Annotated in this window: 14 protein-coding genes; 12 read left to right on the top strand and 2 right to left on the bottom strand. The window is 59.5% G+C overall.

Going from position 1 to position 14193, the window contains the following annotated elements; translation table 11 throughout:
• The first annotated feature begins 110 nt into the window (after positions 1-110).
• The gene (locus tag V8J63_RS09710; protein WP_016770956.1) at positions 111-1001 is read left to right on the top strand and encodes an AraC family transcriptional regulator; all 891 of its coding nucleotides are present in this window, start codon (positions 111-113) and stop codon (positions 999-1001) included.
• 122 nt (positions 1002-1123) lie between these two features.
• Here the strand turns inward: V8J63_RS09710 and V8J63_RS09705 are convergent, their stop codons facing one another.
• A complete protein-coding gene (locus tag V8J63_RS09705) occupies positions 1124-2788 on the bottom strand; it encodes an electron transfer flavoprotein-ubiquinone oxidoreductase (RefSeq protein WP_336463946.1) in 1665 nt (554 codons plus the stop codon).
• 550 nt (positions 2789-3338) lie between these two features.
• Here V8J63_RS09705 and V8J63_RS09700 point away from each other — a divergent pair.
• The 10 genes from V8J63_RS09700 (at position 3339) to V8J63_RS09655 (ending at position 12767) form a co-directional block, all read left to right on the top strand.
• On the top strand, positions 3339-4088 hold the full coding sequence (locus V8J63_RS09700; RefSeq protein ID WP_007908338.1) for an electron transfer flavoprotein subunit beta/FixA family protein: 750 nt from the start codon (positions 3339-3341) through the stop codon (positions 4086-4088).
• The gene (locus tag V8J63_RS09695) at positions 4089-5018 is read left to right on the top strand and encodes an electron transfer flavoprotein subunit alpha/FixB family protein (RefSeq protein ID WP_016770954.1); all 930 of its coding nucleotides are present in this window, start codon (positions 4089-4091) and stop codon (positions 5016-5018) included.
• 81 nt (positions 5019-5099) lie between these two features.
• A complete protein-coding gene (locus tag V8J63_RS09690; RefSeq protein ID WP_125926388.1) occupies positions 5100-5921 on the top strand; it encodes a substrate-binding periplasmic protein in 822 nt (273 codons plus the stop codon).
• Positions 5922-5930: 9 nt separating this feature from the next.
• Positions 5931-6293 (top strand): DUF4398 domain-containing protein, encoded by a 363-nt coding sequence (locus tag V8J63_RS09685; protein ID WP_336463945.1) that lies wholly within the window; start codon positions 5931-5933, stop codon positions 6291-6293.
• The gene (locus tag V8J63_RS09680) at positions 6290-7102 is read left to right on the top strand and encodes an OmpA family protein (RefSeq protein ID WP_024013894.1); all 813 of its coding nucleotides are present in this window, start codon (positions 6290-6292) and stop codon (positions 7100-7102) included. Before V8J63_RS09685 ends, V8J63_RS09680 begins: the two co-directional genes overlap by 4 nt.
• Positions 7103-7303: 201 nt before the next feature.
• Positions 7304-8743 carry an aminotransferase-like domain-containing protein gene (locus tag V8J63_RS09675; protein WP_024013893.1) on the top strand — a complete coding sequence of 480 codons (1440 nt, stop codon included), beginning with the start codon at positions 7304-7306 and terminating at the stop codon, positions 8741-8743.
• A 78-nt stretch (positions 8744-8821) separates the two neighbouring features.
• Complete coding sequence (locus V8J63_RS09670; protein ID WP_336463944.1) at positions 8822-9295, top strand: translation initiation factor 2; 474 nt, start codon at positions 8822-8824, stop codon at positions 9293-9295.
• A gap of 163 nt (positions 9296-9458) precedes the next feature.
• On the top strand, positions 9459-9713 hold the full coding sequence (locus V8J63_RS09665) for a YkgJ family cysteine cluster protein (RefSeq protein WP_016770949.1): 255 nt from the start codon (positions 9459-9461) through the stop codon (positions 9711-9713).
• Positions 9714-9753: 40 nt separating this feature from the next.
• Positions 9754-10359, top strand: coding sequence for an START domain-containing protein (locus tag V8J63_RS09660; RefSeq protein ID WP_336463943.1), 606 nt, complete (start codon positions 9754-9756; stop codon positions 10357-10359).
• A gap of 314 nt (positions 10360-10673) precedes the next feature.
• The gene (locus tag V8J63_RS09655; RefSeq protein ID WP_336463942.1) at positions 10674-12767 is read left to right on the top strand and encodes an LTA synthase family protein; all 2094 of its coding nucleotides are present in this window, start codon (positions 10674-10676) and stop codon (positions 12765-12767) included.
• A 72-nt stretch (positions 12768-12839) separates the two neighbouring features.
• Here V8J63_RS09655 and V8J63_RS09650 read toward each other — a convergent pair whose 3' ends face one another.
• Complete coding sequence (locus tag V8J63_RS09650) at positions 12840-12992, bottom strand: DUF3309 family protein (protein ID WP_003183939.1); 153 nt, start codon at positions 12990-12992, stop codon at positions 12840-12842.
• A 331-nt stretch (positions 12993-13323) separates the two neighbouring features.
• Here V8J63_RS09650 and V8J63_RS09645 point away from each other — a divergent pair, with 331 nt between their 5' ends.
• Entirely contained in the window at positions 13324-14139 is an 816-nt protein-coding gene (locus V8J63_RS09645; protein WP_123443582.1) for an SDR family oxidoreductase, read from the top strand.
• The last annotated feature ends 54 nt before the right edge of the window (positions 14140-14193 follow it).

Raw genomic sequence — 14193 nt, 5'->3', positions numbered from 1 at the left:
GGGTCTCATGCCTAATCCTCCGGCATGCGGGTTTCGGCGATCGCATTGGCCAGCGGATCTGCGATGATGTTTTCATCCCTTTTTCCGTGAATTTTACGAAGACCTATTTGATGCAGTTGACCCGTCATCTTGATGCCAATGCCCGGCTGGTTTCGCTGATCGAACCGCTGGCGCTGCGCGATGGCTACAGCCAGACCGGCCTGCCCGGTGTGCAGATTTTGCGCGCCAGTTGCGACGTCGCCCGTGGCCCGCATATCTACGAGCCGAGCCTGATGATCATCGCCCAGGGCAGCAAACTGGCGTTCCTCGGCCCACGGACCATGGAATATGGCGCCGGGCATTACCTGATCCAGGCGCTGCCGGTGCCATTCGAATGTGAAACCTTTGCCTTGCCCGATGCGCCATTGCTCGGTGTGTCGGTGGCGATCGATCGCGTCCTGCTCGGCGAACTGGTGCTGGCCATGGGGCTGGCGCCGGGTCGGCATATTCCGGCGCAGACGCCGGAGTCGATGACCTCGGTGGTGCTCGACGATGGCATGCGCGGTTGTGTCGAACGGCTGCTCAGCTGTCTGCACGATCCGCTGGAATGCCAGATTCTCGGCCCGGCACGGGTTCGCGAGTTATTGTTCGTCGCGCTGCGCGGACCGCAAGCGGATGTGTTGCGGGCGTTGGTCGAGCAACAAGGGCAATTCGCCCGGGTGGCGGCGTCGATCAGCCATCTGCATGCGCATTACACCGAGCCGCTGAATGTCGAGACCTTGGCCGGTTGCGCGAACATGAGCGTGTCGACCTTTCATGAGCATTTCAAACGCAGCACGCTGTTGTCGCCGGTGCAGTATCTGAAGCGGTTACGTTTGTTGAAGGCGCAGACGCTGCTGGTGGCGGAGGGGCTGGGCGTGGCGCAGGTGGCGCATCGGGTGGGGTATCAGAGCACGTCGCAGTTCAGCCGCGAGTACAAGCGTTACTTCGAACGCAGTCCGGGGGATGAGCGCGCTGCCTGATCCACCGATAATCCCCTGTGGGAGCGAGCAGGCTCGCTCCCACAGTTGTTTTGTGGTGGCAGAAGAATTTTGGGCAACAAAAAGGCCCCCATGTCGGGAGCCTTGTTGTTCAGCGTTTCGACTTACATGTTCGGGTAAGTCGGGCCGCCGGCGCCTTCCGGCGCGACCCAGGTGATGTTCTGCGCAGGGTCCTTGATGTCACAGGTCTTGCAGTGCACGCAGTTCTGGGCGTTGATCTGGAAACGCTTCTCGCCGTCTTCCTTGGTGATCACTTCGTATACGCCGGCCGGGCAGTAACGCTGCGCCGGTTCGTCGTACAGCGGCAGGTTTTTGCTGATCGGGATGCTCGGATCGGTCAGCTTCAAGTGGCACGGCTGCTCTTCTTCGTGGTTGGTACCGGAGATGAACACCGAGCTGAGTTTGTCGAAACTCAGTTTGCCGTCAGGTTTCGGGTAATCGATCTTCTTGCAGTCGGCCGCGAGCTTGAGGCAGGCGTAATCCGGCTTGGTGTCGCGCAGGGTGAACGGCAGTTTCCCGCCGAAGATGTTCTGGTCCAGCCAGTTGAAACCACCGCCGATGATCGCGCCGTACTTGTGAATCGCCGGGCCGAAGTTACGGCTGGCGAACAGTTCTTCGTGCAGCCAGCTGTTCTTGAATGCGTCGACGTAAGTGGTCAGTTCGACGGTGCAATCCTGCTCGGCGAACAGCGCATCGGCCACCGATTCCGCCGCGAGCATGCCGGACTTCATCGCGGTGTGGCTGCCTTTGATCTTGGCGAAGTTCAGGGTGCCGAGGTCGCAACCGATCAGCGCGCCGCCCTTGAAGACCATTTTCGGCAGCGAGTTCAGGCCGCCCTTGGCGATGGCGCGGGCGCCATAGCTGACGCGCTTGCCGCCTTCCAGATATTGCTTGAGCACCGGGTGATGCTTGAGGCGCTGGAACTCATCGAACGGCGACAGGTAAGTGTTGCTGTAGGACAGGTCGACGATCAGACCGACCACCACCTGATTGTTTTCCAGGTGATAGAGGAACGAGCCGCCGGTGTTCTCGGTGCCCATGATGTCCAGCGGCCAGCCGGCGGTGTGCACCACCAGGCCTGGCTGATGCTTGGCCGGGTCGATTTCCCAGATCTCTTTCAGACCAATGCCGTAGTGCTGAACGTCGGCATCGCTGTCGAGGTTGTAGCGCTTGATCAGTTGCTTGCCGATGTGGCCACGGCAGCCTTCAGCGAACAGCGTGTATTTGCCACGCAGTTCCATGCCTGGGGTGTACAGGCCTTCTTTCGGGTTGCCTTCACGGTCGACGCCCAGATCACCGGTGATGATCCCGCGCACCACACCGTTTTCATCGAACAACGCTTCCTGAGCGGCGAAGCCCGGGTAGATTTCCACACCGAGGTTTTCCGCCTGCTGAGCCAGCCAGCGGCACAGGTTGCCCAGGGAGATGATGTAGTTGCCTTCGTTGTGCATGGTCTTGGGCACAAAGAAGTCAGGAATCTTCTGCGCGCTGTCAGCGTTTTTCAGCACGAAAATGTCATCGCGTGTGACGGGCGTGTTCAGCGGCGCGCCGAGCTCTTTCCAGTCCGGGAACAGTTCGTTCAGGGCGCGGGGTTCGAATACCGCACCGGAAAGGATGTGTGCACCGACTTCGGAGCCTTTTTCGACCACGCAGACGCTGATTTCCTTACCGGCGTCAGCGGCCTTCTGCTTCAAGCGGCAGGCGGCGGACAGACCAGCGGGGCCGGCACCGACGATGACGACGTCGAATTCCATGTATTCGCGTTCCACAGGCTATCTCCTACTCAAGGCTCAACAGTTTTTTTTCTAATATGGAGGTTTGATCTCGCATCCGTATTGCCTTTACGTTAACGTCAAAGGGAATATTGGCGAATCCACCTTTCTCTCTAGGCGGCGCATTATATCTACACCACTCCTAGCGTCCAATACAAACGTTTGTTTGAATCGCCTCCAGCCCTGATAAATCAAAGAAGCGCGGCTTATGACAGGGCATTTTGGCGTATTGACCAGAATGGGCGTTCCGGTCAAGATACGGGCGGTTTTGCGCTCGCCGTAGGCAGACTGGCGGTTTCAAGAGCACCTCTAAAGACAGGGCACAGGCAGTAGACGGTGATGCGCAGCGCAAGTCCGGCGCGCAGTTTACACAGCGTGAGAATGAATGACCCGGCAGTCACCCCTGACGAACGGTCACCTCCCTTCGCGAAGTGAATCACCTCACATTCAAGCCGGCGTTTTTAGAGGTGCCCTTGTCGCCCGATGAGCATCATCCGCCAGGTTCGCCTAGGCGACTTTCTTTTCACCGGAGAGTAACGAGGAATCCATGAAGGTTCTTGTAGCTGTCAAACGCGTTGTGGATTACAACGTCAAGGTCCGCGTCAAGGCGGACAATTCCGGCGTCGACCTCGCCAACGTCAAGATGTCGATGAACCCATTCTGCGAAATCGCCGTGGAAGAAGCCGTACGCCTGAAAGAGAAGGGCGTTGCGACTGAAATCGTCGTCGTCTCCATCGGCCCGACCACCGCTCAGGAGCAGCTGCGTACCGCACTGGCTCTGGGTGCCGATCGCGCCATCCTCGTCGAATCCGCTGAAGACCTGACCTCGCTGGCCGTGGCCAAGCTGCTCAAGGCTGTTGTCGACAAGGAACAGCCGCAGCTGGTGATTCTTGGCAAACAGGCGATCGACAGCGACAACAACCAGACCGGCCAGATGCTCGCGGCACTGAGCGGCTACGGTCAGGGCACCTTCGCTTCGAAAGTCGAAGTCTCCGGCGACAGCGTTGCCGTGACCCGCGAAATCGACGGCGGCGCGCAGACCGTTTCGCTGAAACTGCCAGCCATCGTCACCACCGACCTGCGTTTGAACGAGCCGCGCTACGCGTCCTTGCCAAACATCATGAAAGCCAAGAAGAAGCCTCTCGAAGTGCTGACTCCGGACGCTTTGGGCGTTTCCACCGCCTCCACCAACAAGACCCTGAAAGTCGAAGCGCCGGCTGCACGCAGCGCGGGCATCAAGGTCAAGTCGGTGGCTGAACTGGTTGAAAAACTCAAGAACGAAGCGAAGGTAATCTAAATGACTATCTTGGTTATTGCTGAACACGACAACAAAGTGCTGGCCCCGGCCACACTGAACACCGTGGCCGCTGCTGCCAAAATCGGCGGCGACATCCACGTTCTGGTAGCAGGTCAGGGCGCTGGCCCGGTGGCCGAAGCCGCGGCTAAAATCGCTGGCGTGAGCAAAGTCCTGAATGCTGACAACGCCGCTTACGCGCATCAGTTGCCAGAGAACGTAGCTCCGCTGGTTGCAGAGCTGGGCGCTGGCTACAGCCACATCCTCGCTGCCGCCACTTCCAACGGCAAAAACATCCTGCCGCGCGTTGCTGCTGCGCTGGACGTTGACCAGATCTCCGAGATCATCTCGGTCGAAAGCGCTGACACTTTCAAGCGTCCGATCTACGCCGGTAACGCCATCGCTACCGTGCAATCGACCGCCGCGATCAAAGTGATCACCGTGCGTGCCACCGGTTTCGATCCGGTTGCTGCTGAAGGTGGTTCGGCTGCCGTTGAAGCCGTTGGCGCTGCCCACGACGCCGGTACTTCGAGCTTCGTCAGCGAAGAGCTGGCCAAGTCCGACCGTCCTGAGCTGACCGCTGCCAAGATCGTCGTTTCCGGCGGTCGCGGCATGCAGAACGGTGACAACTTCAAACACCTGTACGCGCTGGCCGACAAACTCGGCGCTGCTGTTGGCGCTTCGCGCGCTGCGGTCGACGCAGGTTTCGTACCGAACGACATGCAGGTCGGTCAGACCGGCAAGATCGTTGCGCCACAGCTGTACATCGCCGTCGGTATCTCCGGCGCGATCCAGCATCTGGCCGGCATGAAAGACTCCAAAGTGATCGTTGCGATCAACAAGGACGAAGAAGCGCCGATCTTCCAGGTGGCCGATTACGGTCTCGTGGCGGATCTGTTCGAAGCAGTACCTGAGCTGGAGAAGCTGGTCTAATCCGGCGGCTTCACTTATAAAGAGCCCGGCCTGTTGGTCGGGCTTTTTTTTGTCTCGAATTTCAAGCGGGAGCGTTTTGCCATGGATCTGCGCTGCGGATGGTTGTTGGGATGGTTGCTGTTGCCAGGTTTGGCCATGGCCGCGGGCAAGTGCGAGCGCCTGGTCGTCACCGGCAGCCCGGACGCGCCGCCGTACTTGTGGCAGGACCCGCAAAACCCCAAGCGCCTGATCGGCGCCAGTGCCGATCTGTTGCAGCAAGTGGCCAAGGATCTGGGCATCAAAGTCGACCTGCTGTATGCCGGCAAACGCTCGCAGGCCCTCGATGAAGTGCGCAGTGGGCGCATGGACATGCTGGCCGACGCGCCGCTGACCGTGACCGAGCTGGAAAACTTCGACTTCATTCATCCGCCACTGCTGGAAAACGACTATCTGGTGTGGACGCGCAAAGGCTCGACGCTGACCTATGCCGAGGCCAGCGACCTGAAAGGCCATGCCGGCGCGGTGTCGGAAAAGTCGCGGATGACCCAGGCATTCGGCACTTTCGCCGAGCAGAATCTGACCCTGACCCGCACAGCAAACCTTACCGAGGCACTACAGAAGTTGCTGTTGGGCGAGGTGGAATATGTCCTCGCCGGCCGTTACTCAGGCCTTGCCGCCGCGCAGACATTGGGCATGACCAGCGATCTGTTGGCGTTCGAACAACCCATCGACCGGCCGGGTCTGTTCCTCGCGGTTTCGCATAACTCGGCCTGCAACGATCCGTGGTTGCGCGGACAGCTCGCCAAAAAGATGACAGAATTGCCCGCGTCCGGACTGACGGAAGCCGCGCTGCAACGCAACATCGAGCGCTGGAAGGCGCAACAGCAACAGCCGCCACTACCTGTCAGTGCCCCAAAACAGTAGGGATTCTTAGTGAGTATTCGACCTCTTTTCGCGGCAGTGGCCGTTCTGGCCCTGGCCGGGTGCGCATCCGATCCGGCACCCAGTGAACAAATGCGTTTGACCGAACAAGCCATCGTGCAGGCCAAGGCAGTCGGCGCCACCGCTGACGAAGTGCCGGAAATGCAACTGGCCGAAACCAAGTACAACCGCGCCAAAGGCAGCATGGTCGACGAGTCCTATCGCAATGCGCGCATGCGTGCCGAGCAGGCGGAACTGGATGCACGTCTGGCCGAAGCCAAGGTGCTGACGAAAAAAAGTGAAGAACAGCTGAATGTGCTCAATACCCGCATTGTCCGCCTGCGCAAGCAGCTGCAACTGGGGGAAGCACAATGAGCCTCAAGTCCAATGCTCTCGGCATTCTGCTCCTCGCCGGTTGCGCCAGCCTCTACGGCTGCGCCGGCCAGCACAGCGAGGCGGCGCTGCAACAGGCCGGCGCTGATTTCCAGAAGGTCAAGGAAGATTCCAACGTGCTGCGCATCGCGCCGAAGGACGTGATCCGCGCCGGCGAGTCCCTGGCCCGCGCCGATCGGCTGTCGACCTATTGGGGCAGCGGTGCCGACGTGGTGCATTACGCCTACCTGAGCCAGCGCTACAGCGAAATCGCCCGCGAGCACACCAACCAGGCGCTCAACGAGGAGCGCGCCGCCAAGCTCGAGCTTGAGCGCCAGCGTCTGCAACTGGCCCTGCGCGAATCGAAACTGCTCAGCGTGCAGCAACAAGGCAAGTGGCTGGAGGAACAGATCGTCGCGCTGGCGACCACGCAGACTGATCGCGGCCTGGTGATGACCCTCGGCGACGTGTTGTTCGACACCGGCCAGGCGGAACTGAAAAACTCGGCCAACCGCGTCGTGCTGAAGATCGTCCAGTTCCTGCAACTGAACCCCAAGCGCGTGGTGCGCATTGAGGGTTACACCGACAGCACCGGTGGCCGACAGGAAAACCTCAAACTGTCCCGCGATCGCGCGCAATCGGTGGCTGACGTGCTGGTCGATCTGGGTATCGACGAAAAACGCATTCAGGTCGAAGGTTACGGCGACCAGTTCCCGGTCGATGCCAATGCCTCCGAGCGTGGACGGGCGCAGAACCGCCGCGTAGAAATCGTGTTCTCTGACGAAAAAGGCCAGCTCGGCGCCGCCCGCTAAGGGCTGCGTCTCTGGAAAGCCCGGACTGTCATGCAGTGCCGGGCTTTTTTGTGTCTGTCGATTGCCGCGCAAAACCGTACAGATGGGGCAGACACCGCACTGTACGGTCGAGTAATCTGGCAACTGTCCCAGTACACTTCTAAACTGTTCCGGTATTGTTTCAGACAAGAATAAAACGCCCGTGAAATCGAGTGCTGCGTCATGACCAATCTCTTGCTCTACCAACGTATTGCTCAGCAACTGGCCGAAGACATCCGCCGTGGTGTCTATCAACCGGGGGAGCGCGTGCCTTCGGTGCGCAAGATGAGTTCGCAGCTCAACGTCAGCCATGCGACGGTGTTGCAGGCGTATGCCAACCTTGAAGATCAGGGCCTGATCCGCGCCCGGCCGCAGTCGGGTTACTACGTACACCAGACCCCGGCGCTGACCGCGCCTACGCCGGACATTGCCCGAGTCGAACGGCCGGGACTGGTGACGCGCAGCAGCATCATTCAACAGGTATTGGTCGAATCCCGCCGCGAAGGCGTGTTTCCGCTGGGCGCTGCGGTGCCGAGTGTCGATTATCTGCCGGTGCGCGCGCTGCATCAGCAATTGGCCAAGGTCACCCGCTTCCACAGCCCTCGGGCATTCAGCTACATGTTCAGCCCCGGCTTCGAACCGCTGCGCCGGCAAGTGGCGATCCGCATGCGTGACGCTGGCGTGGTGGTCGATCCGTCGGAAGTGGTGATCACCCACGGCTGTGTCGACGCCTTGCAGATGTCGTTGCGCGTGCTGACCCGGCCGGGCGATCTGATCGCAGCCGAATCGCCGACCTATTACGGCCTGCTGCAACTGGCCGATCTGCTCGGCCTGAAAGTCATCGAAATCCCCAGCGACCCCGCCACCGGCATGAGTCTGGAAGCCTTGCAACTGGCCGCCAACCAGTGGTCGATCAAGGCGCTGGTGCTGACCACGCGCCTGAGCAATCCCCTTGGCGGGACCATGCCGGAAGAGCGGCAGAAACAGTTGCTGCGCCTGGCCTCGGATTTCGACATTCAGATCGTCGAAGACGATATCTACGGCGAACTGATGTTCGAACAGGGCCGCACCAAAGCGCTGAAAGCCTACGACCGCCTGGATCGGGTGATCTACTGCTCAAGCTTCTCCAAAACCCTGTCACCGGGTGTGCGCATCGGCTGGATGATCGCTGGCAAATACCAGCAGGAAATCCAGCGCCTGCAAACCTTCAGTACCCATTCGGCGTGCAGCGTCACGCAGATGGCGATTGCCGCGTATCTGGAAAACGGCGGTTATGACCGGCATTTACGCTACATCCGCCAGGAATACCGGAAGAACCTCAGCGCGTTCCAGCTGGCGGTGCAGCAGCACTTCCCCGAGGGCACGCAAATGTCCCGGCCCACGGGCGGTTTCATCCTCTGGGTGAGCTTGCCGGGGCGGGTCAACACTCAGGAATTGCATGTCCGCGCGCTGCAACAAGGCATCAGCATCGCGCCGGGGCTGATCTTCAGTAATACCGAGCAGTTCAACCACTGTATCCGCCTCAACTGCGGCATTCCGTGGAACCGCGAAGCGGAGCGGGCGCTGATGACGCTGGGTCTGTTGGCCACCCAGCTGTGTCAGGAAACCGCTGGCGGATTCTGAACGGGGAGGGCGCTGAGGCTTGTCATGTGACGCACAACAGGCGAGCATGTGGCCCTCTGCCGTTAGTTCGTTGGGTCCATGAAAGCGATTGTTCCTGCCGCGTGGGTACTGCTGGGTTTGCTGATGATCGGTCAGGCGCCGGGTGTCCTGGCGGCCGCAGCCCAGGAAAAACCGGCAGCGACCAGTACCACGAACAAAGCCACCAAAACCGCGGCTCCGGCAAAAAAAGCCCAGGCCAAAAAAAACGCCACGGTGAAGAAGCGCCGCCCGGTGGCCTCGAAATCGAAATCCGCCCGTGAAGTGGCAAAGACCAAATTGCCGCCGGCAAAACTCGATCTCAGCCTGCCCAAGGATATGGTTGAAGATCTGAAGCCACAGGGCACCGTGGAGCTGCCCAAACGCGAGGCGATCCTGCCGCAGATGTTTGGCGAGAAAGATAACGGCTTCCAGCTCAACGGCCGCTTGCTCAGCAACGAAATGGAGTTGCAATTGCGCAACGAAGCGCGACGCGATGTGGAAGGCGCGGCGCTGGATTTTGAATTCAAGCAATAGATCCGACCGTCTTCGATGCGTATAGCAGACGCTTCGTCGGAGACTGCCCGGTCACTTTTACTTATCGTTGAAAAGCCGCTTGTAGCAATTTGAAACAGTCGTTTTAGCGGTTACTCTGTTTCCCGTCTCTTTACACATCGCCCGTCGCGAGGATCTGTTCGTCATGAAATGCCGTGAAGGCTGTGGCGCTTGCTGCATTGCCCCCTCCATCAGTTCGCCGATTCCCGGCATGCCCGATGGCAAGCCCGCCGGCGAACGTTGCGTGCAACTGTCGGTCGATAACCTGTGCAGCATTTTCGGCCGTCCGGAACGCCCAGCTGTGTGCTCGGGCTTCGCTGCGGATGTCGAGGTATGCGGCAGCAGTTCGGAAGAAGCGATCAGATTGATCGGCTGGTGGGAGCAGATGACGGCGGCGTGATGTGTTCACCAACGGAACTTCAACAATAAGGAATAACACTATGGGTTCGCTGCACCGTATCGCTGTGTTGTGTGGTCTGACTGCCGTACTTGCCACTTCGGTCGCCCACGCGGAAGACTGGAAAGTGGCGAAGAACGAAGACGGCATCAAGGTTTCCCTGAGCGAAATACCCGGTTCGGACTACAAGTCCTACCAAGGCGTCGCGCTGATGAAAACCACCGTTGCCAAACTGCGCGCCTTGCAGGAAGACGTCTCTGGCGCCTGCGCGTGGATTCACGAGTGCAAGAGCCAGAAACTGCTCAAGCACGAAGGCGATCTGAGCTGGACCTATTCGCAATTCAACACGCCATGGCCGGTGACCCCGCGTGATTCGGTGCTGAAGATCACCACCGTTGAGGGCGCCGATGGCAGCCTGACCCGTAATCTTGAAGGCGTACCGACCTATCTGCCGGAAGAAAAAGGCTTCGTCCGGGTCCAGCAAGTCAAAGGCTTCTGGAAGTTCGTGCCTAAAGGCGATCAGGTTGAAGTGACTTATCAGGTGCACACCGAGCCGGGCGGTAGCGTGCCGGCCATGGTCGCCAACAAGTTTGTGGTCGATGCGCCATTCAATACCCTGAAAGCGCTGAAAGAACGCGCCGAGAGATAATCAATTAGCTGTAAGCAAAACGCCCCGACCGGTTCGGGGCGTTTTGTTTTGTCTCTAAATTGTATTTCCAGATATGCGTTGCACGAAATTTTCACAAAGTCTCCAAGACAATTCGCCCGCACTTGTTGCCTGCCATTGCGCTGTCAGCCCTTTGAATGAAAGTCTCGAAGGGCAGGGCAGTAATCAATGGCAATGGTGTGAACGATCGTGCAACATTTGCGCACCGCGCACGCCCCGGGGTCTGGACTGACCAATAGAGGGCCTGGCGCCGCTGTATTTTTGCAACTTCAACTTCCAATGGGTCCTAAAACGACATGGCAAACCCGGACGCCCTGAATCAGCAGCGATCTTCTGCTCGCGTGCTGCAACCGACCGTCAAATCGCATCTGGCCTACACGCTGCTGTGCGCACTGGTCATGATGGTCATGTTTTCCGCGCTGCGCCTTGCGCTGCTGGTCTACAACCGCGAGATGATCCTCGACACCCCGGCCGCGACCTTCCTTGAAGCGTTCGTCAACGGTCTGCGTTTCGACCTGCGCCTGGTCGTCTACCTGTGCATTCCGCTGGTGCTGGCACTGTTCAGTGCCCGGGCCATGGCCGCGCGCGGTTTCTTCCGTCTGTGGCTGACCGTCGCGTCGAGCATCGCGCTGTTTCTCGGCCTGATGGAGATGGACTTCTACCGCGAGTTTCACCAGCGCCTCAATGGTCTGGTGTTCCAGTACGTGAAGGAAGACCCGAAAACCGTAATGAGCATGCTCTGGTACGGTTTCCCGGTGGTTCGCTACGTGCTGGCGTGGGTGATCGGTACGGTCATTCTGACCCTGGCGTTCAAAGGCGCCGACCGCGCCACCCGCCCGCGGGGACCGTTCAGCGGCGGCAGCGTCAGCTCCCGTCAGGTTGCGCCGTGGTACACCCGCCTTGCGGTGTTCGTGGTATGCCTGCTGATCTGCGTGGTCGCCGCTCGCGGCACCCTGCGTCAAGGCCCGCCGATGCGCTGGGGTGACGTCTACACCACCGATTCCAACTTTGCCAACCAGCTCGGCCTCAACGGCACGCTGTCGCTGGTCGCCGCAGCCAAGGCGCGCATGGGCGAAGACCGCGACAACATCTGGAAAGCCACCCTGCCGCAGGAACAGGCGCAGCAAGTGGTGCGCGACATGCTGCTGATGCCGGACGACAAACTGGTCGATGCCGACATCGCCGCTGTTCGCCGCGACTACATGCCGCCGGCCGACAAGACCCTGCCGATCAAGAACGTCGTGGTGATCCTGATGGAAAGCATGGCCGGTCACTCGGTCGGTGCTTTGGGCGCGCCGGGCAATATCACCCCGTACCTGGACAAGCTGTCGAAGGAAGGTCTGCTGTTCGACCGTTTCTTCTCCAACGGCACCCACACCCACCAGGGCATGTTCGCGACCATGGCCTGCTTCCCCAACCTGCCGGGTTTCGAATACCTGATGCAGACCCCGGAAGGCAGCCACAAACTGTCCGGTCTGCCGCAGCTGCTCAGCGCCCGCGACTATGACGATGTCTACGTCTACAACGGCGACTTCGCCTGGGATAACCAGTCGGGCTTCTTCAGCAACCAGGGCATGACCAACTTCGTTGGCCGCAACGACTTCGTCAATCCGGTGTTCTCCGATCCGACCTGGGGCGTGTCCGACCAGGACATGTTCGATCGTGGCCTGCAAGAACTGAAGGCGCGGGAAAACGGCAAGCCGTTCTACGCACTGCTGCAAACTCTGTCCAACCACACGCCGTACGCCTTGCCCACGCCATTGCCGGTCGAGCGCGTCACTGACCGTGGCAGCCTCAACGAACACCTGACCGCCATGCGCTACTCCGATTGGGCGCTCGGCCAGTTCTTCGAGAAGGCGCGCAAAGAGAAGTACTTCAACGAAACCCTGTTCGTCATCGTCGGCGACCACGGCTTCGGCAACGAGCGCCAGATCACCGAAATGGACCTGGGTCGCTTCAACGTGCCGATGTTGATGATCGCCCCGGGCATCCAGCAGAAGTTCGGTACCCGCGACCACACCGTGGGTACGCAGATCGACATCGTGCCGACCATCATGGGCCGCCTCGGTGGCGAAGTGCGTCACCAGTGCTGGGGCCGCGACCTGCTCAACCTGCCGCAGGGCGACACCGGTTTTGGTGTGATCAAGCCATCGGGCAGTGAGCAGACCACCGCCATCGTCACCGCCGATGAGATTCTGGTGCTGCCGCGTGACAAGGACATGGGCCCGAAAATCTGGAAATATCAGCTTGGCGCCAACCCGCACGCCGAAGTTGTGCCAGACGCGCCGCGCACTGCCGAACTCAAACTCAAACTTGAAGCGTTCCTGCAAACCGCAACCAAGAGCCTGCTCGATAACACCGCCGGTGTCATTCACGGCAAGCCGGACTGATCACTCCTTAAAGTCCACGCAATAAAAAAGAGGCCCTTGCAAAAGGGCCTCTTTTTTTACAGCTTCAAATCGTCATATCTTGCCGAGTAACAACAGCACCAGCAGCACGACCAACACCACGCCGATAATACCCGACGGGCCATAACCCCAACTTCTGGAGTGCGGGAAGACCGGCAGACCACCGATCAGCAACAGGATCAGGATGATGATTAGAATTGTGCCCATGGGTGATTTCCTTGTTCAGAGTCTGGAAGAGTCTTGATGCTCAGTGGGCAGCTGGAGAGCAACTAAATTCCAGCCGGCTTACATGTTCCGACTTGCGCCGGTGAAAAAAAATTCAATGTTTTTTTAATGTATTTGGATTGCTCGGTTATTTCCTTTCCAGCAAAAAGATCGCAGCCTCGTTGCACTCGTCAGCTCCTACATCAGACCAACCCGAAAACAATGACGGCTGGAATCTTTTGATCCTCCATTCAGCAACTGGATGGAGCGTGGGTGAACGAAGTTCCTTCGCTACACTCGGCGCATCTCTCCCGGAACAACAAGGCTGTCCGCTATGCAAAATCGCATGATGATCACTGGTGCAGGCTCAGGCCTGGGTCGCGAAATCGCGCTGCGCTGGGCCCGTGAAGGCTGGCGGCTGGCCTTGTCCGATGTCAGTGAACCCGGCCTGCAGGAAACCCTGAAACTGATGCGCGAGGCGGGCGGTGACGGCTTCATCCAGCGCTGCGACGTGCGTGATTACAGCCAGCTCACCGCCTTCGCCCAGGCCTGTGAGGAGAAGCTCGGCGGCATCGACATCATCGTCAACAATGCCGGCGTCGCCTCGGGCGGATTCTTCAGCGAGTTGTCGCTGGAAGACTGGGACTGGCAGATCGCGATCAACCTGATGGGTGTGGTCAAGGGCTGCAAGGCGTTCCTGCCGCTGCTGGAACAGAGCAAGGGCAAGATCATCAACATCGCCTCCATGGCCGCGTTGATGCAAGGCCCGGCAATGAGTAACTACAACGTGGCCAAGGCTGGCGTGGTGGCGTTGTCGGAAAGTCTGCTGATCGAACTGGCACAGCAGGAAGTGGCGGTGCATGTGGTTTGCCCATCGTTCTTCCAGACCAACTTGCTCGATTCTTTCCGTGGCCCGACTCCGGCCATGAAAGCCCAGGTCGGCAAGTTGCTGGAAAGTTCGCCGATCAGTGCCGCCGACATCGCTGACTACATCTACCAGCAAGTCGCCGCCGGCGAATTCCTGATTCTGCCTCACGAACAAGGGCGCATGGCCTGGGCCCTCAAACAGAAGAATCCGCAACTGCTCTACAACGAAATGACTTCCATGGCCGAGAAAATGCGCGCCAAGGCCAAACAAAACAACGCTTGATCTTGTTCGATGCCCGCCGCGTCGTTAGGGTGGCCGCCACGGTCACCCTGTCGA

Origin of the sequence: Pseudomonas sp. CCNWLW23, assembly GCF_037095675.1 — a bacterium.
Taxonomy (GTDB): domain Bacteria; phylum Pseudomonadota; class Gammaproteobacteria; order Pseudomonadales; family Pseudomonadaceae; genus Aquipseudomonas; species Aquipseudomonas atacamensis.
This window is presented reverse-complemented; position numbering and strand designations above follow the sequence as displayed.

Excerpts from the sequence above, each read along its gene's own strand:
- V8J63_RS09710 (WP_016770956.1), top strand. The coding sequence starts at position 111 with ATGCAGTTGACCCGTCATCTTGATGCCAATGCCCGGCTGGTTTCGCTG.
- V8J63_RS09700 (WP_007908338.1), top strand. The coding sequence starts at position 3,339 with ATGAAGGTTCTTGTAGCTGTCAAACGCGTTGTGGATTACAACGTCAAG.
- V8J63_RS09695 (WP_016770954.1), top strand. The coding sequence starts at position 4,089 with ATGACTATCTTGGTTATTGCTGAACACGACAACAAAGTGCTGGCCCCG.
- V8J63_RS09690 (WP_125926388.1), top strand. The coding sequence starts at position 5,100 with ATGGATCTGCGCTGCGGATGGTTGTTGGGATGGTTGCTGTTGCCAGGT.
- V8J63_RS09680 (WP_024013894.1), top strand. The coding sequence starts at position 6,290 with ATGAGCCTCAAGTCCAATGCTCTCGGCATTCTGCTCCTCGCCGGTTGC.
- V8J63_RS09675 (WP_024013893.1), top strand. The coding sequence starts at position 7,304 with ATGACCAATCTCTTGCTCTACCAACGTATTGCTCAGCAACTGGCCGAA.
- V8J63_RS09670 (WP_336463944.1), top strand. The coding sequence starts at position 8,822 with ATGAAAGCGATTGTTCCTGCCGCGTGGGTACTGCTGGGTTTGCTGATG.
- V8J63_RS09665 (WP_016770949.1), top strand. The coding sequence starts at position 9,459 with ATGAAATGCCGTGAAGGCTGTGGCGCTTGCTGCATTGCCCCCTCCATC.
- V8J63_RS09660 (WP_336463943.1), top strand. The coding sequence starts at position 9,754 with ATGGGTTCGCTGCACCGTATCGCTGTGTTGTGTGGTCTGACTGCCGTA.
- V8J63_RS09655 (WP_336463942.1), top strand. The coding sequence starts at position 10,674 with ATGGCAAACCCGGACGCCCTGAATCAGCAGCGATCTTCTGCTCGCGTG.
- V8J63_RS09650 (WP_003183939.1), bottom strand. The coding sequence starts at position 12,992 with ATGGGCACAATTCTAATCATCATCCTGATCCTGTTGCTGATCGGTGGT.
- V8J63_RS09645 (WP_123443582.1), top strand. The coding sequence starts at position 13,324 with ATGCAAAATCGCATGATGATCACTGGTGCAGGCTCAGGCCTGGGTCGC.